Genomic DNA, 24,799 nt, shown 5'->3' with positions numbered 1-24,799 from the left:
AAGCCCCGAGCCAAGCCCCGAGCCCCCGAGCCCGCAGTCTGAAGCCCCGCGCCGAGGGCCAAGCCCCCGGCCAGGTTCAACCCTTGCTGACCGCCGCCAGAATCTCCGGCAGCCGCCCCGCCGTCCGCGGAGCGGCCAGCCGCAGCCCGAGCCCCGTGAGCACCGCCCCGTACACCGTGCCCACGGGCAGCAGCAGCCAGCTCCACATCTCCCCGCCCGCGCTGACGTTGACCCAGATCGCCAGCGCGATGACGGGCGCGCACAGCAGCGCGGCCGCGATCATCCCGCCGAAGATCGAGATCCAGGCGAGCCCGGTCTGCCCGGGGGCGACGTTCTTGTAGCCCTCCTGCGGGATGGAGTAGGGGAAGCGGGCGGAGGTCCACGCACCGGTCGCGAGCATCGCGCCGAGCAGCGCGAAGGACAGCCCCAGCGCCTCCGGCAGCATGCGCCACTCACCGAGCATGGCGGTCGTCACCACGGTCACGAACGCGGCGTACGGCACGGTGATCAGCAGCAGGGCCAGTGCCCGCGCCCGCAGCTCGACGTACGCGTCACGCGTCGATGAGATCGTCATCGCGACCATCCAGAACGCGGACGAGTCCTGCCCGAACTGGTTGTACATCTGGATGCCGAGCATCCCGGCGGCGAAGCAGGCGAAGTACACGGACCCGGTGCCCTGCCAGGCGTTGAACACCGGCACGATCAGCCCGATGGCCAGCGAGGTCACCCAGGCCGCCTTGGTCTTGGGATCGCGCCACACGTACCGCAGGCTGCGCTCCATCACCGTGCCGGTGCGGCCCGCGGGCAGCAGCCGGGACAGCCCGGTCGAGGTCCGCTCGCGGGCGGCCGTCCCGGCGGTCTGGAGCGTGGACCCGTCGGGCGAGGTCATCAGCCGCGTCAGATGCCGCGACCACACCCCGAGCAGCACCACCAGCGCACCCGCGCTCAGCGCCAGCTGAGCGACGGCGATCCCGTACGAGCCCTCGCTCACCGCGTGCACCGCACCGACCGCCGACGCGGGCGGCACCCACTGCAGCACATCGGCCGCAGGGTCGAGCTGTTCCAGCCCCGACGAACCCAGCCGCTGCGCCCCGAAGTTGACGACCTGCGCCCCGACCGCGATGACCAGTCCGCTCAGCACGGCGAGGTCGCGGCCCTTGCGGCTGGTGAGCAGCCGTACGTTGGCGGCGGCGACGGCCCGTGCGAAGGCCACGCACACCAGCAGCGCCAGGGCGACGGCGACGACCCCGACGGCGTACGCCGCCCCGCCGCGCGCCACCGCGATCACGGACCCGGCCAGCAGGCACAGCGTGAACAGCGGCCCGATCCCCACCAGCGAGGCCGCCAGCAGCGCCCGCACCAGGGGCCGGGGCCGCAGCGGCAGCATCACGAGCCGGGTCGGGTCGAGCGTCTCGTCGCCGCTGGGGAAGAACAGCGGCATCACCGCCCAGGCCAGCCCCAGCACCGCCACCAGCAGCACGACGAGGGCCTCGATGTGCGCGTTCCCGCGCAGCGCGATCAGGCCGATCAGCTGGAGCACGGCGAACAGCAGCGCGCAGACGGCGGAGGCGATGTACGCGGCCCGCCGCCCGCCGGACTGCCGCAGCCCGTTGCGCAGCAGCGACAGCTTCAGCCGTATGACGACCGGGGTGATGGTGGGCGCGGTCACCGTTTCCCGCCGCCCAGCCAGTCGAGGTCGGTACCGGCGTCCCGGCTGTTCGCCCCGACGAGTTCGAGGAACGCCCGCTGCAGCGACGGCGCGTCCCCGCGCACCTCGGCGAGCGGCCCGTGGGCGCGGATCCGGCCGGCCGCCATCACCGCGACCCAGTCGCACAGCGACTCGACGAGCTCCATGACGTGGGAAGAGAACACGACCGTGGCGCCCGACGCCGTGTACCGCTCCAGGACGCCCCGGATGGTCTGCGCGGAGACCGGGTCGACGCCCTCGAACGGCTCGTCGAGGAAGAGCACTTCGGGATTGTGGAGGAGCGCGGTGGCGAGCCCTGTCTTCTTGCGCATGCCGGTCGAGTAGTCGACGACGAGCTTGTGCTGCGCACCGGCCAGGTCGAGGACGTCGAGGAGCTGCGTGGCCCGCTTGTCGACCTCGGCGCCGGGCAGCCCGCGCAACCGGCCCGAGTAGGCCAGCAGTTCCCGCCCCGACAGCCGCTCGAACAGCCGCAGCCCCTCCGGCAGTACCCCGATCCGCGCCTTGACCTCGACCGGATCCCGCCACACGTCGTGCCCGACGACCTCGACGGTCCCCTGATCGGGCCGCAGCAGCCCGGTCACCATCGACAACGTGGTGGTCTTCCCGGCCCCGTTCGGCCCGACAAGCCCGATGAACTTGCCCGCGGGCAACTCCAGATCGATCCCGGCGACGGCGACCTGCTGCCCGAACCGCTTCCAGAGCCCTTGCACGCGTACGGCGCTAGTACTCACCACATCTCCCTCCGTTCACCATGAACCCTACGGGGGGAGAAGCGCGCCGAAGAGGCGCGAGACTCTGCTGATGTGCGCTCCGCCGCGTGGGCGCGAGCAACCGCACACCACGGGAAGCCGCCACCGCACACGGAGCGGGCAGGTCAGAAGGCGCCGCTACCGATCCCTGCCGCACGCATACGCAAGCGGCGAGATCAACTCCTCCGCATCCGGCAGCCACCGATTCGCCGGCGTGGGCCGGCAGGCCCACTGCACGGCCCCCCGGGACCCGAACCGCGTAGGAGGCGCGGCCACATACGTCCCTTCCCCCAGCACGGTCAGATCCAGGGACGACAACGACCACCCCAGCTTGCGCACCAGATCCGGCACCTTCACCGACGCCCCGGGCAGCACGAAGAACTCCATGCGCCGGTCCGGCGTCAACGTCACCGGGCCGAGCGTCAGTTCCATCCGCTCCATCCGGGCCAGCGCGAGAAACCCGGCCGTCTCCGGCACGGAAATCGCGTCGAACGTACGGCCGGTGGGCAGCAGGATCGACGCCGTCGGCTGCTTCTGCCACATCCGGCGGGCGACGGTCGCGCTGCCGGTCGCCTGGGTCGCCCAGTCCGGGCGCGCCGGATGTGCGCCGGGCAGGGGGCACGCGGTGTCGCCGCAGGAGCAGCGATGCTCCCCGTCGACGGGTTCCAGCCAGGTACCCGGGAACACGTCCCAGTGACGCTCCTCGGCGTAGCGGACTGCGGTCTCCAGCAGCGATGATTCCCCGCGCTGCTTCGGGATCTGAGCGGCTTCGATGCCCGGGATCGTCTCTTCCACGATGAACACAACTCTGGGCGTCACCAGGGGTTACGCACGCGCGCATGCGCGGGGGAGGAGCATCGGTCCCGCATCCGGGCGCATGGGTGCACGCGCGGGGGCGCGCGGGAGGATCGGCGACCGGAGCTGGGTAGCCACGAGTGGGGTCGACAACAGTCTTACCCCGGCAATCCTCACATGCCTCGCATTGTCGGCATGTCGACGGGGCATTGATCTTCACGGCCCGATCTTTTCGCCGGGACGCGAGGGGTCCGGCCGCTGAAGACACGTCAACTCGGTGCGTGGGCAGGCACCACAGCCACAGGGGGTAGTGCCATGGCCGCCAGGCCTCTCGTCGCGCGGCAGCCGAACGAACGGCTGCAGGCGCTCATCCAGGAAGCCGGATGCTCCAACGCCGGGCTCGCCCGCCGGGTCAACATGTGCGGCGCCGAGCACGGCCTCGATCTGCGCTACGACAAGACGTCCGTGGCGCGCTGGCTGCGCGGCCAGCAGCCACGGGGGCGGGCCCCGGCGATCATCGCGGAGGCGCTCGGCCGCAAACTCGGCCGTACGGTCACGATCGACGAGATCGGCATGGCCAATGGCAAGAACCTCGCGTCGGGCGTGGGGTTGCAGTTCTCGCCGACCGTCCTCGGCGCGATCGAGCAGGTGTGTGAGCTGTGGCGCAGTGACGTGGGCCGGCGGGACTTCCTGTCCGGCTCGTCCGTCGCCGCGTCCGCGCTGGTCGAACCGAGCCGTGACTGGCTGATCTCCGCTCCGGACACGTCGGTGGCGCGTTCGGGCGGGCCGCGTGTGGGGCAGTCCGACGTGGCGGCCGTACGGGACATGACGCAGGCGCTGGTGGACCTCGACCACCAGTACGGCAGCGGGCATGTGCGGCCGGTCGTCGTGCACTACCTCAACAGCGTCGTCTCCGGGCTGCTGGCGGGGTCGTACCGGGAGACGGTGGGGCGCGAACTCTTCGCCGCCGTCGCGCGGTTGACCGAGCTCGCCGGATACATGGCCGTCGACACCGGGCAGCCGGGGCTGGCCCAGCGGTACTACATCCAGGCGCTGCGGCTGGCGCAGGCGGCCGGGGACCGGGGCTACGGCGGGTATGTCCTGGCCGCCTCCATGAGTCACCTGGCCGCGCAGCTCGGAAACCCGCGCGAGATCGCGCAGTTGGCGCGCGCGGCGCAGGAGGGGGCGCGCGGGCGGGTGACTCCGCGGGCGGAGGCGATGTTCCACGCGGCGGAGGCGCGCGGGCACGCCCTGATGGGCGACGCGCGCGCCGCCCAGACGGCGGCCGGGCGCGCGGTGAGCGCCATGGAGGCGGCCGACCCGGACTCCGGGGACGACCCGGCGTGGATCGCGCACTTCGACGAGGCCTACCTCGCCGACGAGTTGGCGCACTGCCACCGGGACCTTGGGCACGCCGAGGCGGCGGCGCGGCACGCGCAGGAGTCCCTGGCCGGGCATCCCGAGTCGCGGGCGCGGCGGCGGGCCATCGGCTATGTGCTGCTGGCCACCGCGCAGGTGCAGCAGCGCGAGATCGAACAGGCCTGCAGTACGGGCATGAAGGCCGTGGAACTCCTCGAAGGCCTGCGCTCCAACCGGGGCGTCGAGTACCTGGAGGACTTCCAGCAGCGGCTGGAGCCGTACCGGGACGAGCCGGTGGTGCGGGAGTTCGGGGCGCGACTGGATCTACAGGCGGCCGCGTGAACGAAACGTGAAACGAGCCCGGCGGCCGGTGCATGGCGATCCGGCCGCCGGTGCGTGTGGGGAACCCGACATGGGTGCGCAAAGGGAACACCACGTGGGTGCCTGAACGGAGCACGACGCGGGTCGTGAACGGAGCACGACGCGGGTCGTGAACGGAGCACGACGCAGATCGTGAACGGGCGGGAAACGCCGGGTTGACGTGGCGGAGGCGGCACCGGCGGCGTGCGGAGGCCGGTTTGTTACGGCGCTCACAGGGCAGGAGGTGAGGCCCTGTGCTGCGTAGCACGGGGCTCAGGGGACCCGGTAGCGTGAGCCGACGATTCACAAGGTCCCCCATTAGTAGGAGTCCCGGTGACGCAGAGTGGACAGGGCGAGGAGCCCTCGGCGCGCCCCGCGCGCGAAGGCATCGTGCTGCCCTCCGACGGTGGCGAGCCCCTGCTGCCGGGCACGACGGGCGGACCCGGCGGACCGGTCGGACCCGGCGGCCGCGGTTCCGGCCCGCGCCCGACCGGCCAGGCACCGGCCTCGGCCCCGCCCAGCGGCCAGACCTGGGGCCAGCCGTGGGGCCCCGACCAGCACCAGGCCCCGCCCCCGCCGCAGGGCCAGGGCGACTGGCAGTCCCCGCCGCCCCAGCAGTGGGGCACACCGGAGCCGTCCCCATGGGGCACCCAGCAGCAGGCCGGCGGCCCGGCGCCCCAGTCCGGCCCGGGCCCGCTGCCGCCCGAGGGCGCCCCGCCCCAGACCCACGGCGGACACGTCTCGTACGCCCCGCACGACCACCCGTCGCCGCAGCCGCCGCCGACGGGCACGCACGCGTACGGCGTCCCCGGCGCAAGCGCCCCCCTGCCCCCGCCCGCCGACTCCCAGCCCCCCGCGGGCTCCGGCGCGTACGGCTCCCCGGGCGGGTCCGGCGGGCAGGGCTTCGGTGCGTACGGCTCCCCCGACGGCTCAGCCGGGCAGAGTGCGCCGCCGCCGGCCCACGGCGGTAACGCGTACGGCTCCGGGCCCGTCGGCGGTGCGCCCCTGCCGCCGCCCTCCGACGAGGGCGCGACCCAGTACCTGCCGCCGGTCGCGGACGGGACCGCGGGTGCCCGGACGCCTGGGGCTGACCAGGCGGCCACGCAGTACCTGCCGCCCGTGGCCGCCGCCCCCGCGGACGAGGGGGCGACGCAGTACATACCGCCGGTGGGGGCGGGTGCGCTGCCGCCCGAGATGCCCGCCGAGTCGGACTCCGAGGCGACGCGGTACCTGGGACGGGCGCCGCGGGCAGGGGCGGGCGCCGGGCCGCTGCCGCCCGCCGCGAACCCGGACGCCGAGGCCACGCAGTACATCGCGCCGGTGACCGACCAGCCCGCCGGGGCACCCTACGGCGTACGGCCCGGCGGCGGGGACCGGCAGCCGCCCGCCGGGTTCGAGAACCTCTTCCGCGGCGAGCCGGGCGGCCAGAGCCCGGCCGCCGCCACCCAGCACCTGCCCCGCGTCGAGCAGCCGCAGGCCGCGTTCGCCGCCCAGCCCTCCCACGCCCCGCCCGGCCGGGGCGACGGCGGCGGACGGGGGCGGGGTGGCCGTCCCCGTTCCCGCGTGCCGGTCATCGCGGCCGTCGGCGTCGGCATCGCCGTCCTCGGCGTCGGCGCCGGCGCGCTGCTCGGCAGCGGCGGGGGCGACGACGACAAGGGCGGCAACCAGACCGTCTCCGTCACGGCCCCCGCGACCAGCGCCTCCCCTTCGCCGTCGGTCGATCCGGCCCGGCAGCAGGCGGTCGAGCTGGACAAGCTGCTGGCCGACAGCGGCGACAGCCGCACCACCGTGATCAACGCGGTGGCCGACGTGAAGGCCTGCAAGAACCTCCCGCAGGCGGCCAAGAACCTGCGCGACGCGGGCAAGCAGCGCACCCAGCTGGTCACCAGCCTGTCCGGCCTCGCGGTGGACAAGCTGCCCGACCACGCCGCGCTGACCACCGCCCTCACCAAGGCGTGGCAGGCCTCGGCGTCCGCCGACAACCACTACGCGGCGTGGGCCGACCAGGTCGCCGGCAAGAAGGGCAAGCTCTGCAAGAAGGGCCAGGCCCGCGCCACCGCCCAGACCCAGGCGGGCAACCGGGCCAGCGGCACGGCGAGCACCGAGAAGGCCAAGGCCGCGAAGCTGTGGAACGCGATCGCGCGGCAGTACGGCCTGCCCCAGAGGCAGCCGACCCAGCTCTGAGACGCACGGTGGGCCGGCGATCACCCCCGGCCCACACCCGACCCACCGCCTCAGATCACCTCAGGTCATGACGTCACCACGTCACCTCAGCGCTGCGCAGCGTCCGCGTCACGTCCACGAACCCCTTCCGGGCCGCGACCAGCCGCCCCTCCCGTACGACCTGCAGGGTCACGTTGGCGTTGACCAGACGCGGGAAGCCGACGGAGGCGAGCTTGTCCTGGAACCTCCACTGCAGCGGCGGCGTGAGCCCGCCCGTGGTGACCTCGAGACCGTTGTCGAGGGCCCGCCGTACCGTGTCGGCGGTCACCTCCCCGTCGCCGAGCGACTCCACGATCTGCTGGAACACGGTGTAGGCGATCCACGTGGTCTGCACTCCGGCGTCCGCGGGATCGATGCGGTTGTCGCCGAAGGCCTCCTCCCGGATCACCTTCTTCATCTCGTCCCAGCGCGGATCGCTCGCCACCGGATACCAGCCGGTGATGTACGAGCCCTCGTACGGCCCGGACGCCCCGCCGGTCACGTCGATCGTCGTCTGGTCGACGCTGCCGAGCACGGTGGCCGTCCGCACGTCCGGGTAGGTGTCGCGGGCGCGCCGGAAGGAGTCCATGAAGGTGTCGGTGCGGTCGCCGAGCGCGGGCACCACGCAGCCCTCCTTCAACGGGTCCCTGGTCGCCGTCTCCAGCGCCCGCTGCGACTGGCCGTCGTACTCGGTGGCGTCCTCCGCCGCCCGCTGGTCGTTCGCCTCCGGGTGCCCGCCCGACTTCAGGCCGGAGTCGAGCAGCGCGGGCAGCTGGTCGCCGGCGATGGTGTCGGGCCTCACCAGCGTGACCGGCCCGCAGCCCCCGGCGAGTGCGCTGCCGAGGCCGGCCAGCAGCGCGGGCATGCCGCCGTTGACCGGGTAGGACAGGGGGCTGGTGAACTCGTCGTTGGTGATGCCGTAGCCGCCGATGTACGGGATGCCCTCGCCTTCCAGCGGGGGGAAGAAGGAGTCGGCGTACTGGCTGTAGGATCCGACGACCGCGACGGCGTTCTCCTCGGCGGCGCGCCGGGCGCACTTGGCGGCGGCCACGCTGTCGTTGTGGTCGTTGCAGGTCAGGACGTTGAGCTCACGGCCGTTGATCCCGCCCTTGGCGTTGATCCAGCGGGCGTAGGCGCGGGCGAAGGCGGGCATGCCGGGCTTGTTGGTGGCCTTGGTGCCCTGCGGCGCCCAGGTCATGACGGTGATCGGATCGTCCCCGGAACCCCCCGTGGTACCGGGGACGACGCCGCAACCGGTGGCGAGCGACGCACACGCCACCAGAGCGCCCACGGTCAGGGCACCGTTGCGGACGGGACGGGAGAGGAGGCGGAGGACGAAAGTGCGGGGGGTGCGACGCCTGCCGGTCATGGATCCGCACGATTCCGTCACATGGCTAACCCGGGAGCGATCTTCGGTCAACAGCTGGTGACGCGGAGGTGAATTACGGGGGTCTGTGAGACTCCTGAGGAGGGGAACGTACGATCGATGACCGTGCAAGGTTCGGAGAACTCTTCCCGTCGCGGCCGTCGCTCATCCACCATGGGCGGCATGCCTGTCAACGACATGCCGTGGTGGCGCTGGCGCAGCAATGTGCGCTCCGCGCTGCACATGCTCTCCGATCCCGCCTTCCAGCGGGACGTCTGGCTGGCCGGCGTGGACGGCTACGGCGACGTGACCGACGCGGTGTACCGGCTGGTCGAGGACACCTGGCTGGACCACTGGTCCGCCGAGAAGTACGTCGGCACGATCTTCCGCGACTCGCAGGAGGCGGCTCTCGTCGACACCGCGGTCCTGCGCGTGCTGCGGATCATGCACCAGGTCGGCCCGGACGCACCGGTCAGCGTCTATCTCGAGCATCCCAGCTGGCCGGAGGCGGTGCGGGCGGCCCGTGACGCGCACGTGCGCCTGGCGACGAGCGACGGCGAGGACCCCGACCAGCCGCCGCGGAGCCTCGAGGTGCTGCGGATACTGACGCGGTCCGCTTAGCGGGACGGCGACTGAGGGAGTGGTGCGGCGGCCGGGGCAGCGGGGAACGGTCCGCTTAGCGGGACGCTGACCGGGCGGGACGGCGGTCCGGGCGGTGGGGGTGCGGTCCGTGGAGCGGGCGGCGACTGGGGGATCGGGACGGCTGTCCGACGGGTAGCGGGGATGCGGCCCGTGAAGTGGACGGCGGCCAGGGGAGCGGGACGGCGGTCCGGGCGGTGGGGGTGCGGTCTGTGGAGCGGGCGGCGACTGGGGGATCGGGACGGCTGTCCGACGGGTAGCGGGGATGCGGCCCGTGAAGTGGACGGCGGCCGGGGGAGCGGGATGGTGGTCCGTGGAGCGGGCGGCGGCCGGGCAGCGGATGGCGACCGGAGGAGCGGGACGGCGGTCCGGGCGGCGGGGATGCGGTCCGTGGAGTGGGACGGTGGTCCGGGGAACGGACGGCGGACCGGTCGGCCCCTTGAATATGGGACCCTGTCCTGCATGAACGAGCAGTCCACCCGAGCCGCGGCCCCGGCCGACCAGTACGTCCTCACCCTCTCCTGCCCGGACAAGCAGGGCATCGTGCACGCCGTGTCGAGCTACCTGTTCATGACCGGCTGCAACATCGAGGACAGCCAGCAGTTCGGGGACCACGACACGGGTCTGTTCTTCATGCGCGTCCACTTCTCGGCGGAGGCGCCGGTGACGGTGGAGAAGCTGCGGGCCAGCTTCGCGGCGATCGGTGACGCCTTCCAGATGGAGTGGCAGATCAACCGGGCCGACGAGAAGATGCGCATCGTCATCATGGTCAGCAAGTTCGGGCACTGCCTGAACGACCTGCTGTTCCGGGCGCGGATCGGGGCGCTGCCCGTGGAGATCGCCGCGGTGGTCTCCAACCACCCCGACTTCGCCGAGCTCGTGGCGTCGTACAACATCCCCTTCCACCACATTCCGGTCACGAAGGACACCAAGTCCGAGGCCGAGGCGCGGCTGCTGGAGATCGTGCGCGAGGAGAACGTCGAACTCGTCGTCCTCGCCCGCTACATGCAGGTGCTCTCCGACGACCTGTGCAAGCAGCTCGCCGGGCGGATCATCAACATCCACCACTCCTTCCTGCCGAGCTTCAAGGGCGCGAAGCCCTACCACCAGGCGCACGCCCGGGGCGTGAAGCTGATCGGTGCGACCGCGCACTACGTGACCGCGGACCTCGACGAGGGGCCGATCATCGAGCAGGAGGTCGAGCGGGTGGGCCACGACGTGTCGCCCGAGGGCCTGGTCGCGATCGGCCGGGACGTGGAGTGCCAGGCACTGGCCCGGGCCGTGAAGTGGCATGCCGAGCGGAGGATTCTGCTCAACGGTCGGCGCACGGTGGTGTTCGCGTAGGTTCGCAGCTTTCCGGCCGGTCCGGGGTCGGGTTTGCATCCGGGCCCGGGTCCGGGTCCACATCTACATCCGGCTGAGCGACGCCGCCGCGAACAGCACGTCCCTGATCGCCTCCCGGTCCCCGACCTGCCCGGCCGCCGCCTCCTGCGGAGGCAGGTGTCCGGCGGCCAGGCGGCAGAACTCGGCGCCGTCGAGCGCGACGTGGGCCACCTCGTGCTCGGCGGAGCCCTTGGCCGCGGGCGAGTCCAGGGGGATCAGCCACTCGCCGCCGCCCGAGCCCTCGATCTCCAGCCGGAGGCTGCGGCACGGCTCGCCGGCCGCGACGAGGTGGCGGTGTCGGGTGGGCGCGGCCAGCCCGGAGCGGCGGCGGGCGGCCAGCACCCGCGGCAGCATGCGGGCGGCCAGGTCGATCAAGCGGTTCAGATGGCGCCCGGAGGGCGGGTCGTACGGGTAGTCCACCGCCTCGGCGATGTCCTCCGCGTGCACCCAGCACTCGAAGGCCCGGTCCAGCATCGCGTCGTGCAGCGGCAGTTGGAAGGCGCCGTACGAGATCGGCATCCGGCCCGAGCCGCCGCCGGTGAAGGACACCGTCCGGACCAGGGTGTGGCTCTGCTCCCGCCATGGCGCCCGCACCGCGCGGGTGGGCGGGAAGCGCGAGGCACGCCAGTACGCCTCGGTGCGGGCCGCCGGGGTCGGTGACTCGGGCGTGACGTCGCCCAGCGGGTCGTCGAGGCCGAGTGCGACCGCGACCAGCCCGTCGACCGTCAGCAGGTGGGCGATGACCCCGGCGACGGTGGTACGGCGGCTGGTGGCCTTGTCGGCCTGGTACCAGCGCAGCCGTACGGGCGCGTGCCACTCGGCGTCCCCGAAGTCCTGGAGCAGGGCGTCCAGGCGCGCGGTCTCGGCGTCGTACGCGGCGGCCCAGTCCGGCACCGGGATGCGCGGCGGGCGGCGTTCCAGGCAGGACTCCAGGACGCGGGTGCGCAGACCCGGGTCCAGGTCCAGGCTCTCGGGGCGTTGCAGCAGGCCGACCGCGTCGCGCAGCCGCAGGGCCTCGTCCGCGCAGGGTCCGCACTCGCCGAGGTGCTCCTCGACGGCCGCCGCCTCCTCCGCCGAGCAGGCGGCCAGCGCCCAGGCGCCCAGCAACGACTTCAGCACGGGGTGATCGAGCACGAGAGGCGCGGGGGGCGGCCCCGGGTCGGCGAGTTCCTCCAGCGCGGGCAGCGGCAGCCCACTGTCCTCGACGGACGCACGCGGCATGGGTATCCGGGGCGGCCGGGACGGGCCCTGACCGCCGGGGTGGCCGGGCTCGCCCGGCTGTCCCGGATCACCCGGCTCGCCTGGCTGTCCGGGCTCGGACGGTTGCCCTGGCCCCCCTGATCCTGGTTCGGACGGCTGTTCCGGTCCGCCCATCCGTCCCCGGTCGCTCGCGCTGCGGGGGTCTTCCGCTCCGCCGGAACCACTCGCCTCGCTGTGCTGTGGATCCGCGCCCCGCGTGCCCTCCGACACCGGGAGGTCCGGTACGGACCCGGCCTCCTGCGTGGCGTCCTTCTTGTTCTGGCCGCTCACGCCGCACCCCCGTATCCGGGCGGAGCCCCGGGCGCCTCGGTGGTGTGGGCGGTGGACAGCAACTGGAGTCCGAGGCGGAGCCGGCGGCGCGCCTCCTCCTCGGTGACGCCCAGGTCGGCGGCGGTCTGGCGGTAGTCGCGGCGCTGGAAGTAGGCCAGTTCCAGGGCGGCGCGCAGCGGGGCGGGCATGGACTGGACGATGTAGTCGGCGCGGGCGGCGACCGAGGCGTGGCGGACCTTGCGCTCCAGTTCCTCGGTGGTGCCGGGGCCGCCGCGGGCCAGGGCGGCGGTCTCGTCGGCGCGCAGTCGCTGCACGGCGAGGCGGTGGGTCAGCGTGGCGACCCAGGTGCGCAGCGGGCCCTGCCTGGGGTCGTACGTGTCCGGATGCTCCCAGACGTGGGCGAAGACGTCACGGGTGATGCCGTCGGCGGCGCGCTCGTCGCCCAGCACGCGGTGGGCGAGGCCGTGCACGAGCGAGGCGAACCGGTCGTAGAGCTCACCGAGGGCGGCCGCCTCCCCGCGGGCCAGCCGCTGCTGCATCTTCCGGTCCCAGCGGGGCGGTACGTCCTTCTTCGCCATGCGGCCCCCTCACCCCCGCTCGTCTCCCACGCCCGTGCCCTGTCCAGCCTGTGCCCACCGGCACCTCGAATGTAGTCGGCACATCAGACAGCGCACGCCCCTTTGTGGCAATGCGCGCCCCCTGGCGAGCCGCAGGTGGTAGGGGGCCACCGGCGCTCGTGACGGTGCCGTTGGGGGCGCGCCTACCCACCGATCCTCTGATCAGACCTGATCGAACAGGATCGAAGTCGACTGAAACAAGCCTTTTCTGAGAGGGGCCCGTTTTTCGGGGCGGGTTTCAGGGAACGGCCGCTGGGCAGCCGCGCTGCAAGGAAGCGTAGGAACTGCTTCCGTTTTGGCGAGCGAAGGGCGTGGTGGTGACCTTCAAAGTGACCGACGGTGAGCAGGGCCGGTGGGCCGTGCTCCAGGTGTCGGGCGAACTGGACCTGGTGACGTCGCCGGTGCTGCGTCAGCGGGTGCACGACGCGGTGGCCGACGGCCGCCGTTGTCTCGTCCTCGACCTCTCCGAAGTCTTCTTCTGCGACTCCAGCGGTGTCGGCGTGCTCATCGCCGCGCGCCGCCTGCTGCGCTCCTGCCAGGGCAGTCTGCGCCTGATACTGCCCGCCCAGGGCGCGGTCGACGGCAGCCATGTCAACCGGGTCCTCGGCGCGCTCGGCGTCCGCCGGCTCTTCGACGTCCACCCGGACCTCGCCTCGGCCGTGGACGAGGAGTCGCGTCCCCTGTCGGCCTGAGCCGTCCCGGCGTGAGCCCTCACCGGCGTGAGCCCTTATCGACGTGAGCTTCATCGACGTGAGCCGTCATCGAAGTGAGCTCGATCACCCACCTGTGACACGCCGTTGTCGCGGAATTCCCCCAGTCTTGGCACAACCGCCGTTTTCGTGCTCCCGAACGGCTTCCCCCGTCGTACGCTCCGACCGAGACGCAGCCCACCCGACGTAAGGCGGCCCGAAACAGACATGGTCAGCAGCGAGTACGAGCGCAGGATCGCCGCCCGGTTCGCCACCTTCGACCAGGACGGCAACGGTTACATCGACCGCGAGGACTTCATGGGAGCGGCCAAGGCCCTGCTCACCGAGTTCGGCACCGCGGCCCGGTCCGACAAGGGGCAGGCCCTGTACGGCGGCGCCGAGGCGTTCTGGCAGGGCATGGCGGGGATAGCGGACCGCGACGGCGACCAGCGCATCACCCGCGAGGAGTTCGTCACCGGCGCGGTCAAGCGCCTGCGCGACAATCCCGACCGGTTCGCCGAGATCGCCCGCCCCTTCCTGCACGCGGCCCTCGCCGTCGCCGACACCGACGGAGACGGAGCGGCCACCGTCGCGGACGCGGCCCGTGTGCTCAAGGCGCTCGGCGTGCCCGAGGACCTCGCGCGGACGGCCGCCGCCGCCCTCGACGCGGACGGCGACGGAAAGGTGGGCGAGGCGGAGATCATGCCTGCCTTCGCCCGTTACTTCACCGTCCCCGAGTAGGGCTCCCCGAGTAGCGTTCGCGCAGCTTGTACTTGAGCACCTTGCGCAGGGTGTCATTGCGCGGAAGGGCGTCGACGACCTCCAACTGCTCCGGCAGCTTGTGCACCGACAGCCCTTCCGCGCGCAGGTACGACGTCACCGCCTCCAGCGTCAACGCCGACGCCCCCGGCGGCTGTTCGACCACCGCGCACACCCGCTCCCCGCGCTCGGCGTCCGGCAGCCCGATCACCGCCACGTCGCCGACCGCCGGATGCCGGTGCAGCAGGTCCTCGATCTCCTTGGCCGAGATGTTCTCGCCCTTGCGGATGATCACGTCCTTCAGGCGGCCGGTGAGGACCAGGTGCCCGCCGTCGGTCAGGTGCCCGAGATCCCCGGTGCGCAGGAACCCCTCCGCGTCGAACGCCTCGGCCGTCTGCGCCGGATCCAGATAGCCCCGGCACACCACCTCCCCGCGCAGCCGCACCTCCCCGTCCACGATCCGCATCTCCATCCCCTCCGGCGGCCGGCCCTCCGTCGTCGCCAGCAGCTCGGCACCGTCGTCCGGCGACCCCATGGTGATCATCGGCACCTCGGTCATGCCGTACCCGTGGGTGAGCCGCACCCCCATCTCCCGTACGACGGCGTCATGGAGTTCCGGCGGCTTGGGCGCCCCGCCGCCCGCGAGCAGCCGCAGGGACGGGACCACCGGGACGCCGGGCTGCTTGCGCTGCTCCGCCAGGAACATCGAGTAGAACGCCGTCGACCCGCCCGCGATCGTCACCCCGTGCCGGCGGTACGCCTCCAGTGCGTCCGGCAGCGCGAACTGCTCGAACAGCACCGCCGGGAAGCCGTACAGCAGCAGCATCACCGTGTAGTCGGGGCCGCCGATGTGGGCGTACGGGAAGGCGATCGAGCCCACGTCGTCCGGGGCCGGACGCAGCGCGTGGGCGAGGCAGGAGCCGCCCGCGATCAGGGAGCGGTCGGTGTGCAGGACGCCCTTGGGGTCGGAGGTGGTGCCCGAGGTCCAGTAGATCCAGCGGACCTCACCGCCGTCGGAAGGCGGCGGAGGCAGGACGGACGGGTCGCCGTCGGGCAGCTCGTCGTACGCCTCGAAGACGCCCTTGGCGCCGAGCCGCCGGGCCATCTCCGTGTGGTCGAAGCCGCGCCACACGCCGGGTACCGCGAAGTACTCCGCCCTGGACTCCCGGAGCGCGAAGCCGACCTCCCGGTCCCGGTAGAAGGGGATGACGGGTGTCTGTACGGCGCCCAGGCGGGCCAGCGCGAAGGACAGGACGGCCGTCTCGATACGGGTGGGCAGCTGCCAGGCGACCACCGTGCCCGGCCGCACCCCCATGCCGTACAGCCCGGCCGCCGCCCGCTCCGCACGCGCGCACAGCCCGCCGCAGGTCAGGGTGCGGTCGTCCTGGAGGAAGAGCGGGCGGTCGGGGGTGAGGCGGGCGCGACGGTCGAGCAGCTCCCACAGTGTGCGGGAGGAACTCAGGGAGTGCGGGGTCTCGTTCACGGGTGCCCCCTGCCTGTCTTGGCTGACGGATCGTCAGATGCGATGCTATCTGACGCCTCATCAGATGAGTACGGCCCGGCGGAGGGGACCATGACCGAACTGCCCCGCATCATCAGCGTCGACGACCATGTGATCGAACCCGCGCACCTCTTCGAGACCTGGCTGCCCGCGAAGTACCGGGAGCGCGGGCCCAAGCCGCTGACCGCCGGCATCGGGGAGCTCGCCTACGTCGGCGGCAAGTACCAGATCACGATGGACCCGGAGGGCCAGCAGACCGACTGGTGGATCTACGAGGACCTGAAGTTCCCGTACAAGCGCAACATCGCCGCCGTCGGCTTCGACCGCGACGAGATGACCCTGGAGGGCATCACGCGCGAGGAGATGCGGCCCGGCTGCTGGGACCCGGCCGAGCGGCTGAAGGACATGGACCTCAACCACGTCGAGGCGAGCCTGTGCTTCCCGACCTTCCCGCGCTTCTGCGGGCAGACCTTCGCGGAGGCGCACGACAAGGAGGTGGCGCACGCGTGCGTGCGTGCCTACAACGACTGGATGGTGGAGGAGTGGTGCGGGGACAGCGGTGGGCGGCTCATCCCGCTGTGCCTGATCCCGCTGTGGGACGTCGGGCTAGCGGTCGCCGAGATCGAGCGCAACGCCGCTCGCGGGGTGCGTGCCGTGACCTTCTCGGAGATCCCCACCCACCTCGGGCTGCCCTCCATCCACTCCGGCTACTGGGACCCGTTCTTCGCGGCCTGCCAGGAGACCGGGACGGTCGTCAACATGCACATCGGGTCCAGCTCCCAGATGCCGGCCGCCTCACCGGACGCCCCGCCCGCCGTGCAGGCCTCGCTCAGCTTCAACAACGCCATGGCGTCGATGATGGACTTCCTGTTCAGCGGGGTCCTGGTGAAGTTCCCGCGCCTCAAACTTGCCTACAGCGAAGGGCAGATGGGCTGGGTCCCGTACGCCCTGGAGCGCGCCGACGACGTCTGGGAGGAGCACCGGGCCTGGGGCGGGGTCCGGGACACCATCCCCGAGCCCCCGTCGACGTACTACTACCGGCAGATCTTCTGCTGCTTCTTCCGCGACAAGCACGGAGTCGCCTCGATCGACGTCGTCGGCCGGGACAACGCCACCTTCGAGACCGACTATCCGCACGTCGACTCGACCTTCCCGCACACCAAGGAGGTCGCCCTCGACCATGTGAAGGGACTCGACGACGAGACGGTCTACAAGCTGATGCGGGGCAACGCGATCCGGATGCTGGGCCTGGACTTCGACAAGTAGACCGGCCATGGACCTGTCGTACACGCCCGAGGAGGAGGAGTTCCGGGCGCGGCTGCGGGAGTGGCTGGCGAGGGTGCTGCCGACGCTGCCGCCGCAGCCGTCCCCCGACGACTGGCCGGGGCGGCGGGCGTACGACCTCGGCTGGCAGCGGATGCTGTACGACGCCGGGTACGGCGACGTCCACTGGGACGCCTCCCCGACCGTGCGGCTGATCTTCCTGGAGGAGACGGAACGGGCGGGCGCGCCCTATGTGGGGGCGAACTTCGTCGGGCTGCTGCACGCCGGGCCGACCATCGCCGCCGAGGGGACGGACGGGCAGCGGGCCCGCTGGCTGCCGCCGATCCTGCGCGGCGAGGAGGTCTGGTGCCAGGGCTTCAGCGAACCGGAGGCCGGTTCCGACCTCGCGGCGCTGCGCACGCGCGCGTGGCGGGACGGCGACCACTATGTGGTGACCGGCTCCAAGATCTGGACCTCGCACGCCGAAGTCGCCGACTGGTGCGAGCTGTTGGTCCGCACCGACCCGGACGCGCCGAAGCACCGGGGCATCACCTGGCTGGCCATGCCCATGGACGCGCCGGGCATCACCGTACGGCCGCTGCGGACGCTCGCCGGGTCCGCCGAGTTCGCCGAGGTGTTCCTCGACGAGGTCCGGGTGCCGGCCGGCAACCGGGTCGGGGCCGAGAACGACGGCTGGCGCGTGACCATGGTGACGCTGTCCTTCGAACGCGGCACGGCCTTCGCGGGCGAGGTGGTGGCCTGCCGGCGGGTGCTCGGCGAACTCGCCGCCGAGGCACGCCGGAACGGCCGCTGGGACGACCCCGCGCTGCGGCGGAGGCTGGGCAGGCTCAACGCCGAGTTCCGCGCGCTGTGGCGGCTGACCCAGTGGAACGTGAGCGCGGCTGAGGCGACGGGAGGTGTGCCGGGGGCGGCCGGCTCGGTCTTCAAACTGCGGTACTCGCACGCGCGGCAGGAGCTGTACGACGCCGCGGCCGACGTCCTGGGCGTGGAGTCGCTGGACGCCGACCGGACGTGGGTACGCGACCGGCTGTCGTCCCTGTCGTACACCATCGCCGCGGGCACCTCGCAGATCCAGCACACCATCGTGGCCGAACGCATCCTCGGACTGCCGAAGGGACGGTGACCGCCACCATGCGTTTCCAATTGACGGACGACCAACGGGACTTGCGGGACGGCGTACGGCAGCTGCTGGCGCGGCGCTTCGGGCGGGAGGCGCTGCGGGCCGCCGTCGACGGGCCGGGCAGGGCGCAGCGGACCGGGGCGGAGCCGGGGGTTGTTGCCCCGCCGCGGCTGGACCGGGCGCTGTGGCGGGAGTTGGGCGAGGCCGGGTTCTTCGCGCTGCGGCTGCCGGAGGCGGACGGCGGGGTCGGGCTCGGGCTGCCGGAGGCCGTGCTGGCGTTCGAGGAGGCGGGGCGGGCGCTGCTGCCCGGGCCGCTGGTGGCCACGCATCTCGCGGCCGGTGCGGTGCCGGGCGCGGCCACCGGGGAGACGGTCGTGACGGCCGTCCAGGGCGGCCTGGTGGAGTGGCTGGCGCGGGCGGACGTCGTACGGGGGGACGCCGGTGGGGCCGTACCGCTGCGCTCGGTCGACCCGCTGACACCCCTGCACCGCGTGCCCGGCCGCGCGGCGGCCGTGGACCCCGTCGCCGTCCTCCTCACCGCCGCCGAGCAACTCGGCACCGCCACACGCGCGTGCGAGCTGGCGGTGCAACACGCCCGGGCGCGCAAGCAGTTCGGCCGTCCGGTCGGGGCCTTCCAGGCGGTGGCGCACCTGTGCGCGGGGATGCTGGTGCGCGTCGAGACGGCACGCGCCGCGGTGTACGCGGCGGCCGTCACCGCCGACCCGGCCGACATCGCCACGGCCCGTCTGCTCGCCGACGAGGCCGCCGTACGCGGCGCCCGCGACTGCCTCCAGGTGCACGGCGGCATGGGCTTCACCTGGGAGTCCGATGTCCACCTGCACCTCAAGCGGGCCTGGGTGCGGACCCGCCGTACGGGAATGATCACGGAGAGTGAGGAACTGCTCGCTGCCGACCTGCTGTCCGGGACGGCCTGACGGGCCGTCTGGCTGCGGCGATACCGAAACCGCCCCGCGCGGGTGTCGCGGATTGTGGCATACCGGAATCACGGAGCGTTGATACCGGGTCGTGTCCTACACGTGACTCGTCACGGCCTGTGGCCGACCGCCCACTCCGGTACCTTGTGTGAGATGCGAGTGGTTCTGAGCACACGCCGCGCTGGAGTTGCCCCAGGGGCGACTTCGGGAGTGCCGTTGCGTGCCGCTGCTCGCGGGGCGGTAAGGCCTTGTGCCGCTGCCTGTTCGACTCACCGCAGCGGGCGTCGCACAGTATGCCGCACGGGTACTCCTTCGCGCTGGAATATGCCCGAAGCGCTTGTTGGGGTGACTGTACGTCAACCATGCTGTCGCACATGGGATTCACGTTCCGTGATCCATGTCCCGGCCGTTGTTCTGGCCATGCAGAAAATGGCTACGATCGTGGCCCTCGTGAGGCGCGAGCCTAAGTGTCCGCCGGTTCGGATGGTGTGAGCGGTGCAGGTGCTTCAAGTGCAGCTGGAGATCCGACCCGACCCCGCAGAAGTGGGGCGGGCCCGGCGGTGGGCCCGCTCACGTCTGGCCGGGTCCGGTATAGAGGCCGACGAACCGCTCGCCGAGACGCTGATCCTGCTCGTCTCCGAACTCGTCACCAACGCCGTCGTGCACACCGGCTGCCCCGCCGTGCTGCGACTGTCCCTCCCGGGAGCGACGGCCAAGGAGTCCACGGTCCGCCTGGAGGTGGCCGATCGCAGCGACCGGGCCCCGGTGCCGCGGTGCGCCGAGGATGACGCCACCGGCGGCCGCGGCCTCGCCCTCGTCGACGGACTCGCCGACCGCTGGGGCTGGAGCGCCGAGGGCACCGGCAAGCGCATCTGGTGCGAGCTGGACCGGTGCGCAAAGTCCCGGGAGGCCACCACGGCGTGCGGGGGCGGCGCGGTGGCGTACGGCGGCGGTGCGGCGGCGGCCCGCGAGGGACTGGCGTACGAGGCGGTGTGAGGCCGCGTTGTGCGCGCCGGCCGGACCGTCCCTGCGCGGTGTGGCGGCGGGGCCGGTGCACGGGTGCACGGACGTGGGGCCGTGCGTGCGGAACGTGCGGCGGTGCGCCGGGATGTGCTTTCGTGCGCGCCCGGAGTAAATGGTGCATAGGGGATGAATCCCCGAACGGGTGTTGACGCCGCGTAATCATGTGATCACTCTTGAGTTCAGCGATTCGCCGCGAGGGGACGACGAGGGCTCCGGTGACGGGTGCCCTCGACGAGTGTGAGTCGTGAATCGGCGTCGGTTCCTTCAGGGCAACGGGGAGCCGGGGTGGGAGCGCCGGAGTCGGGTGGCGGCGCGCGATGCCGTGCTCGGGGCGGACACGCCGCGCCGCCAGCCGACTTTCCCTGACGGTCGACTTTCTCTGACGGCCGACTGCCCGTGCCGGCCTAGAGGATGGCGACCGGCGCCACCGGAGCCCCGGTCGCTCCCGCGAACGGTTCGGGTGTCGCCGACAGCAGGAACGCGTAGCGGCCCTCTTCTCCACAGGCTGTGGACAACTCTTCGAGATTCCAGTTCTGGCCCTGCGGCATCCCCATCTCCACGAGATCGAGGGCGTGCACGGGCAGCCACAAATCATCCACCTCGGGTGGAAATATCTCGAAGGTCAAGGTGTCGTCGGCGACGGCCGCGACATCGCGCGCGTGGAACCACTCCGGCGTCCGGATCGACAGCCCCGGCGACGGGTACGCGTACGCGTGCCGGTCCCCGGCGAGCAGCACCTGTACCTGCCCGGTCCGTACGAGCACGACGTCACCGGCACGCACGCGCGTACCGGCGAGTTCCTCGGCGGCGTCCAGGTCCTCCGGGGTGACGGCGTGCGAGCCGTCGAGCCGGTCGACGCCACGCGCGCGGGGAACGTCGAGCAGCACCCCGCGCGAGACGAGGTGCCGGACCTTCTCCATGCCGCTGAAGCCGGCGCCGCCGTGCGCGGTGACGGTGTCTGCCGGGCGGCCGTTGTAGAGCCGGCCCGAGTGCGACACGTGCGGCAGCGCGTCCCAGTGGGTGGCCGCCTGCAGTCCCATGGTCACGGCGTCGTCGCTGCACGCGACCGTGCCCGGCCCGAACACCTCCTGGTTGATCTGCACCATGACGTGCAGGGGATTGACCCGCCCCGGGATCACGCCGGTCTGCACGCCGTCCTGCCGGAGGGGGAGGGCCAGGGGGACACGGCGCCCGGTGCGGACCGTGGCCGCCGCCTGGCGGACGACCCCGTCGTTGATCAGATTCAGGGTGCCGAGCTCGTCGTCGGCTCCCCAACGGCCCCAGTTGTTCACGCGCTTGGCGATGTCGTCGAAGGCGGGATGGAGCGTCGGCGGTGACATGGTCCCTCCCCGGGGCTTGTCTCGGAGTATCTGACGGGTCGTAGAATCGGAGCAAGAGAATCTAACGGTCCGTCAGAAACCGGGGAACGGGAAGGGGCCGGGCGTGGGGAACTTCCTGGCAGGCAAGGTCGTCGCCGTCACGGGCGCCGGACGGGGCATCGGGCGGGCGGTCGCACTCGCGGCGGCGGCCGAGGGGGCGAAGGTCGTCGTGAACGACTACGGGGTCGCGGTGGACGGGGCCTCGCCGACCAGCGAGGTCGCCGAGGCCGTGGTCAAGGAGATCGAGGCGGCGGGCGGCGAAGCGGTCGCGGTGGCCGACGACATCTCCACGATGCCGGGCGGTCAGCGGGTGGTCGATGTGGCGCTGTCGTCGTACGGGCGGCTCGACGGTGTGGTCTGCGTGGCCGGGATCCTGCGGGAGCGGATGCTGTTCAACATGACCGAGGAGGAGTGGGACGCGGTGGTCGCCACCCACCTCAAGGGCACCTTCACGGTCTTCCGCGCCGCCTCGGCGGTGATGCGCGAGCAGCGCACCGGCACGCTGATCGGCTTCACCAGCGGCAACCACCAGGGCTCGGTGTCGCAGGCCAACTACAGCGCCGCGAAGGGCGGGATCATCTCGCTGGTACGCAGCGCGGCGCTGGGCCTGCACAAGTACGGGGTGACCGCGAACGCGGTGGCGCCGGTGGCCCGTACGCGGATGTCGGCGAACGTCCCCATGGAGCTGGCGGAGATCGGCGAACCCGAGGATGTCGCCGCCCTGGTGGTCTACCTGCTGTCCGGCCGGGCGCGGGAGCAGCGGATCACGGGGCAGGTGTACACGATCGCGGGCCCGAAGATCGCCGTGTGGGCCCAACCGAGGGAACTGCGGGCCGCATACGCGGAGGGCGGCTCCTGGACCCCGGAACGGATCGCGGACTTCCTGCCGGGGACGGTGGGGGTGGATCCGATGCCGTTGCTGGAGCGGGTGGAGGAGATGGCCCGGGCGGCGGCGCGGGGGGCACGCCCCCACGCGTAGGGCCTGCGGTCGGCGCGCTGCCGGGGCCGGCCCGGTTGCGGGCAGTCGTGCCGCCGGGTCGCGCACCCCCGCCCCCCAGCCGCAGTGCCGAGCCACCGAGGAACAGACGTCCAGCCGGCCAACGTAAGGCGGCAACCGTGGATTTCACGTTCACCGAAGAGGACGAGGCCTTCCGAGCCGAGGCCCGAGCCTGGCTCGCCACACACGCACAGGACGCGGAAAACGTACAGGACCGCCGCACCTGGGAACGCACCCTCGGCGAGGCCGGCTGGATAGGCCTCGGCTGGCCCGAGTCCGGCTACGGCAACCGCACCGCCACCCTCACCCAGCAGGTCGCCTGGGCCGAGGAGTACGCCCGGTCATCCGCTCCTCCCCGCTCCGGCCACATCGGCGAGAACCTCCTGGCCCCCACCCTCCTCGCCCACGGCACGCCCGAGCAGAAGGCCCGCTTCCTCCCCCCGGTCGCGGCCGGTGAGGAACTCTGGTGCCAGGGCTACAGCGAACCCGGCGCCGGGTCCGACCTGGCGGGCGTCCGTACGACGGCCGTACGCGAGGCGGACGGCACGTACCGCGTCACGGGCCAGAAGATCTGGACGTCGCTCGCCCACGAGGCGGACTGGTGCTTCGTGCTGGCCCGCACCGAGCCCGGCTCCCGCCGCCACCACGGCTTGAGCTTCCTCCTCGTCGCCATGGACCAGCCGGGCCGCGTCGAGGTCCGCCCCATCCGTCAGCTGACCGGCACGAGCGACTTCAACGAGGTGTTCTTCGACGGGGCACGCGCACGCGTGGAGCACGTCGTCGGCGGTGAGGGGGGCGGCTGGCGCGTCGCGATGAGCCTGCTCGGCTTCGAGCGCGGGGTGTCCACGCTCGCCCAGCAGATCGGCTTCGCGCAGGAGCTGGCCGACGTCGTACGGACCGCCGTGCGGACGGGCGCCGCCGACGATCCCGTCGTACGCGACCGGCTCGTACGCCAGTGGGCCGAACTGCGCACCATGCGCTGGAACGCGTTGCGGACGCTGGGGAGTTCGGGCGATCCCGGTGCTCCGAGCGTGGCCAAGCTGCTGTGGGCGGGATGGCACCAGCGGCTCGGGGAGCTGGCGATGCTGGTGCGGGGGGCGGAGGCGGGTGCCGGCCCGGCGGACTGGTCGCCTTCGGCGCCGTACGAACTCGACGCTCTGCAGCACCTGTTCCTCTTCGCCCGGGCCGACACGATCTACGGCGGCTCGGACCAGGTCCAGCGCACGATCATCGCCGAGCGCGTGCTCGGCCTGCCCAGGGAGCCCAAGGGAGCCGTGTGATGAGTCGCCCGATGAGAGGCGTGGTCTTCGACGGGAAGCGGGTCCGGGTCGTGGACGATCTGGACGTACGGGACCCGGGGCCCGGCGAGGTGCTGGTGGTGATCTCGGCGGCCGGGTTGTGCCACAGCGATCTGTCGGTGGTGGACGGGACCATACCCTTCCCTGTTCCCGTGGTGCTCGGGCATGAGGGCGCGGGGGTGGTGGAGGCGGTGGGGGCCGGGGTCACGCATGTCGGGCCCGGGGATCACGTGGCGCTGTCCACGCTCGCCAACTGCGGTACCTGCGCGGACTGCGACCGGGGGCGGCCGACGATGTGCCGGCGGGCGATCGGGCGGCCGGGGCGGCCGTTCACGCGGGCGGGGCGGGCGGTGTACCAGTTCGCGTCCAACTCGGCGTTCGCGCAGCGGACCGTGGTGCGGGCCGTGCAGGCCGTGCGGATCCCGAAGGACGTGCCGATGCCGTCCGCCGCGCTCATCGGGTGCGGGGTGCTGACCGGGGTGGGAGCCGTGCTGAACCGGGCGCGGGTCGATCGCGGGGAGCGTGTGGTGGTGATCGGAACGGGCGGGGTCGGCCTCAACGTCCTGCAAGGGGCGCGGCTCGCGGGGGCCTTGGAGATCGTCGCGGTCGACACCGATCCGGCCAAGGAGGCGGTGGCGCGGCGGTTCGGCGCGACCCACTTCCTCACCTCGACGGAGGGGGTGCGGGACCTGCTGCCGACGGGGGCGGACCACGTCTTCGAGTGCGTGGGGCGGGTGGAGCTGATCCGGCAGGCGATCGAGCTGCTGGACCGCCGTGGTCAGGCCGTGCTGCTCGGCGTCCCGCCGGCCAGTGCCGAGGCGTCCTTCCGGGTCTCCTCGATGTACCTGGACAAGTCCATCCTCGGCTGCCGCTACGGCTCCTCCCGCCCGCAGCGGGACATCGCCCTGTACGTGGAGCTGTACCGGCGGGGCCGTCTGCTGCTCGACGAGTTGGTGACGGAGACGTACCCGGTGGAGGACTTCGAGAAGGCGGTGGCGGACGCCGGGGCAGGGCGGGTGGCCAGGGCGGTGCTGACGTTCTGACGTGCTGACGGCGATCGGAGTGGTGGGGGGAGAGACGGCGGGGGCCCGATCGGCTCGGCGGGA

Annotated in this window: 21 protein-coding genes; 13 read left to right on the top strand and 8 right to left on the bottom strand. The window is 72.5% G+C overall.

Features of this window, described 5'->3' with window-relative positions; genetic code table 11:
• Window positions 1-76 precede the first annotated feature (76 nt).
• The 3 genes from ACYVMZ_RS28180 to ACYVMZ_RS28170 all read right to left on the bottom strand — a co-directional run bounded on the left by ACYVMZ_RS28180 (window position 77) and on the right by ACYVMZ_RS28170 (window position 3,261).
• Window positions 77-1,669: a transporter gene (locus tag ACYVMZ_RS28180; protein WP_461084481.1), complete on the bottom strand. Its 1,593-nt coding sequence runs from the start codon at window positions 1,667-1,669 to the stop codon at window positions 77-79.
• Window positions 1,666-2,442: an ABC transporter ATP-binding protein gene (locus tag ACYVMZ_RS28175; protein WP_461084479.1), complete on the bottom strand. Its 777-nt coding sequence runs from the start codon at window positions 2,440-2,442 to the stop codon at window positions 1,666-1,668. The genes ACYVMZ_RS28180 and ACYVMZ_RS28175 overlap by 4 nt, the downstream gene beginning before the upstream one ends.
• A 153-nt stretch (window positions 2,443-2,595) precedes the next feature.
• Window positions 2,596-3,261 (bottom strand): bifunctional DNA primase/polymerase, encoded by a 666-nt coding sequence (locus ACYVMZ_RS28170; protein WP_461084477.1) that lies wholly within the window; start codon window positions 3,259-3,261, stop codon window positions 2,596-2,598.
• Window positions 3,262-3,567: 306 nt separating this feature from the next.
• On the opposite strand from ACYVMZ_RS28170, the gene ACYVMZ_RS28165 reads away from it, so the two are divergent.
• Together ACYVMZ_RS28165 and ACYVMZ_RS28160 are read left to right on the top strand one after the other, a co-directional pair.
• Entirely contained in the window at window positions 3,568-4,953 is a 1,386-nt protein-coding gene (locus ACYVMZ_RS28165; RefSeq protein ID WP_461084475.1) for a transcriptional regulator, read from the top strand.
• Window positions 4,954-5,304: 351 nt separating this feature from the next.
• Complete coding sequence (locus ACYVMZ_RS28160) at window positions 5,305-7,155, top strand: hypothetical protein (RefSeq protein WP_461084473.1); 1,851 nt, start codon at window positions 5,305-5,307, stop codon at window positions 7,153-7,155.
• Between the two features lie 73 nt (window positions 7,156-7,228).
• On the opposite strand, the gene ACYVMZ_RS28155 is transcribed toward ACYVMZ_RS28160, so the two are convergent.
• On the bottom strand, window positions 7,229-8,542 hold the full coding sequence (locus tag ACYVMZ_RS28155; RefSeq protein WP_461084471.1) for an ABC transporter substrate-binding protein: 1,314 nt from the start codon (window positions 8,540-8,542) through the stop codon (window positions 7,229-7,231).
• Window positions 8,543-8,659: 117 nt separating this feature from the next.
• Between ACYVMZ_RS28155 and ACYVMZ_RS28150 the strand changes: the two genes are divergently transcribed.
• Together ACYVMZ_RS28150 and purU are read left to right on the top strand one after the other, a co-directional pair.
• The gene (locus ACYVMZ_RS28150) at window positions 8,660-9,160 is read left to right on the top strand and encodes an SCO4402 family protein (protein WP_461084469.1); all 501 of its coding nucleotides are present in this window, start codon (window positions 8,660-8,662) and stop codon (window positions 9,158-9,160) included.
• Between the two features lie 480 nt (window positions 9,161-9,640).
• Window positions 9,641-10,522 (top strand): formyltetrahydrofolate deformylase, encoded by an 882-nt coding sequence (gene purU, locus ACYVMZ_RS28145; RefSeq protein WP_461084467.1) that lies wholly within the window; start codon window positions 9,641-9,643, stop codon window positions 10,520-10,522.
• 63 nt (window positions 10,523-10,585) lie between these two features.
• Here the strand turns inward: purU and ACYVMZ_RS28140 are convergent, their stop codons facing one another.
• A complete protein-coding gene (locus ACYVMZ_RS28140; RefSeq protein WP_461084542.1) occupies window positions 10,586-11,935 on the bottom strand; it encodes a maleylpyruvate isomerase N-terminal domain-containing protein in 1,350 nt (449 codons plus the stop codon).
• 152 nt (window positions 11,936-12,087) lie between these two features.
• On the bottom strand, window positions 12,088-12,669 hold the full coding sequence (locus tag ACYVMZ_RS28135) for a sigma-70 family RNA polymerase sigma factor (RefSeq protein WP_461084465.1): 582 nt from the start codon (window positions 12,667-12,669) through the stop codon (window positions 12,088-12,090).
• Window positions 12,670-13,019: 350 nt separating this feature from the next.
• Between ACYVMZ_RS28135 and ACYVMZ_RS28130 the strand changes: the two genes are divergently transcribed.
• Together ACYVMZ_RS28130 and ACYVMZ_RS28125 are read left to right on the top strand one after the other, a co-directional pair.
• Window positions 13,020-13,400, top strand: a complete 381-nt coding sequence (locus ACYVMZ_RS28130) for an STAS domain-containing protein (protein WP_461084463.1) — start codon at window positions 13,020-13,022, stop codon at window positions 13,398-13,400.
• Window positions 13,401-13,625: 225 nt separating this feature from the next.
• Window positions 13,626-14,138: an EF-hand domain-containing protein gene (locus ACYVMZ_RS28125; protein WP_461084461.1), complete on the top strand. Its 513-nt coding sequence runs from the start codon at window positions 13,626-13,628 to the stop codon at window positions 14,136-14,138.
• On the opposite strand, the gene ACYVMZ_RS28120 is transcribed toward ACYVMZ_RS28125, so the two are convergent.
• The gene (locus ACYVMZ_RS28120; RefSeq protein WP_461084459.1) at window positions 14,122-15,639 is read right to left on the bottom strand and encodes a class I adenylate-forming enzyme family protein; all 1,518 of its coding nucleotides are present in this window, start codon (window positions 15,637-15,639) and stop codon (window positions 14,122-14,124) included. The two genes, ACYVMZ_RS28125 and ACYVMZ_RS28120, sit on opposite strands and share 17 nt — an antisense overlap.
• 90 nt (window positions 15,640-15,729) lie before the next feature.
• On the opposite strand from ACYVMZ_RS28120, the gene ACYVMZ_RS28115 reads away from it, so the two are divergent.
• The 4 genes from ACYVMZ_RS28115 to ACYVMZ_RS28100 all read left to right on the top strand — a co-directional run bounded on the left by ACYVMZ_RS28115 (window position 15,730) and on the right by ACYVMZ_RS28100 (window position 19,992).
• Window positions 15,730-16,923 (top strand): amidohydrolase family protein, encoded by a 1,194-nt coding sequence (locus tag ACYVMZ_RS28115; RefSeq protein WP_461084457.1) that lies wholly within the window; start codon window positions 15,730-15,732, stop codon window positions 16,921-16,923.
• A 7-nt stretch (window positions 16,924-16,930) separates the two neighbouring features.
• Window positions 16,931-18,064, top strand: a complete 1,134-nt coding sequence (locus ACYVMZ_RS28110; protein WP_461084455.1) for an acyl-CoA dehydrogenase — start codon at window positions 16,931-16,933, stop codon at window positions 18,062-18,064.
• An 8-nt stretch (window positions 18,065-18,072) separates the two neighbouring features.
• Window positions 18,073-18,996 (top strand): acyl-CoA dehydrogenase family protein, encoded by a 924-nt coding sequence (locus ACYVMZ_RS28105; RefSeq protein WP_461084453.1) that lies wholly within the window; start codon window positions 18,073-18,075, stop codon window positions 18,994-18,996.
• Window positions 18,997-19,506: 510 nt separating this feature from the next.
• Window positions 19,507-19,992: an ATP-binding protein gene (locus ACYVMZ_RS28100; protein WP_461084540.1), complete on the top strand. Its 486-nt coding sequence runs from the start codon at window positions 19,507-19,509 to the stop codon at window positions 19,990-19,992.
• Between the two features lie 431 nt (window positions 19,993-20,423).
• Here ACYVMZ_RS28100 and ACYVMZ_RS28095 read toward each other — a convergent pair whose 3' ends face one another.
• Complete coding sequence (locus tag ACYVMZ_RS28095; RefSeq protein WP_461084451.1) at window positions 20,424-21,359, bottom strand: cyclase family protein; 936 nt, start codon at window positions 21,357-21,359, stop codon at window positions 20,424-20,426.
• A 103-nt stretch (window positions 21,360-21,462) separates the two neighbouring features.
• Between ACYVMZ_RS28095 and ACYVMZ_RS28090 the strand changes: the two genes are divergently transcribed.
• The 3 genes from ACYVMZ_RS28090 (at window position 21,463) to ACYVMZ_RS28080 (ending at window position 24,736) form a co-directional block, all read left to right on the top strand.
• Complete coding sequence (locus ACYVMZ_RS28090) at window positions 21,463-22,377, top strand: SDR family NAD(P)-dependent oxidoreductase (RefSeq protein ID WP_461084449.1); 915 nt, start codon at window positions 21,463-21,465, stop codon at window positions 22,375-22,377.
• 137 nt (window positions 22,378-22,514) lie between these two features.
• Window positions 22,515-23,675, top strand: coding sequence for an acyl-CoA dehydrogenase family protein (locus tag ACYVMZ_RS28085; RefSeq protein WP_461084447.1), 1,161 nt, complete (start codon window positions 22,515-22,517; stop codon window positions 23,673-23,675).
• A gap of 11 nt (window positions 23,676-23,686) precedes the next feature.
• Complete coding sequence (locus ACYVMZ_RS28080; protein WP_461084538.1) at window positions 23,687-24,736, top strand: alcohol dehydrogenase catalytic domain-containing protein; 1,050 nt, start codon at window positions 23,687-23,689, stop codon at window positions 24,734-24,736.
• Window positions 24,737-24,799: the final 63 nt, after the last annotated feature.

Source organism: Streptomyces deserti, from assembly GCF_054782695.1.
Note: the sequence above shows the minus strand (reverse complement) of the source record. Positions and strands in the feature narration are given on the sequence as shown.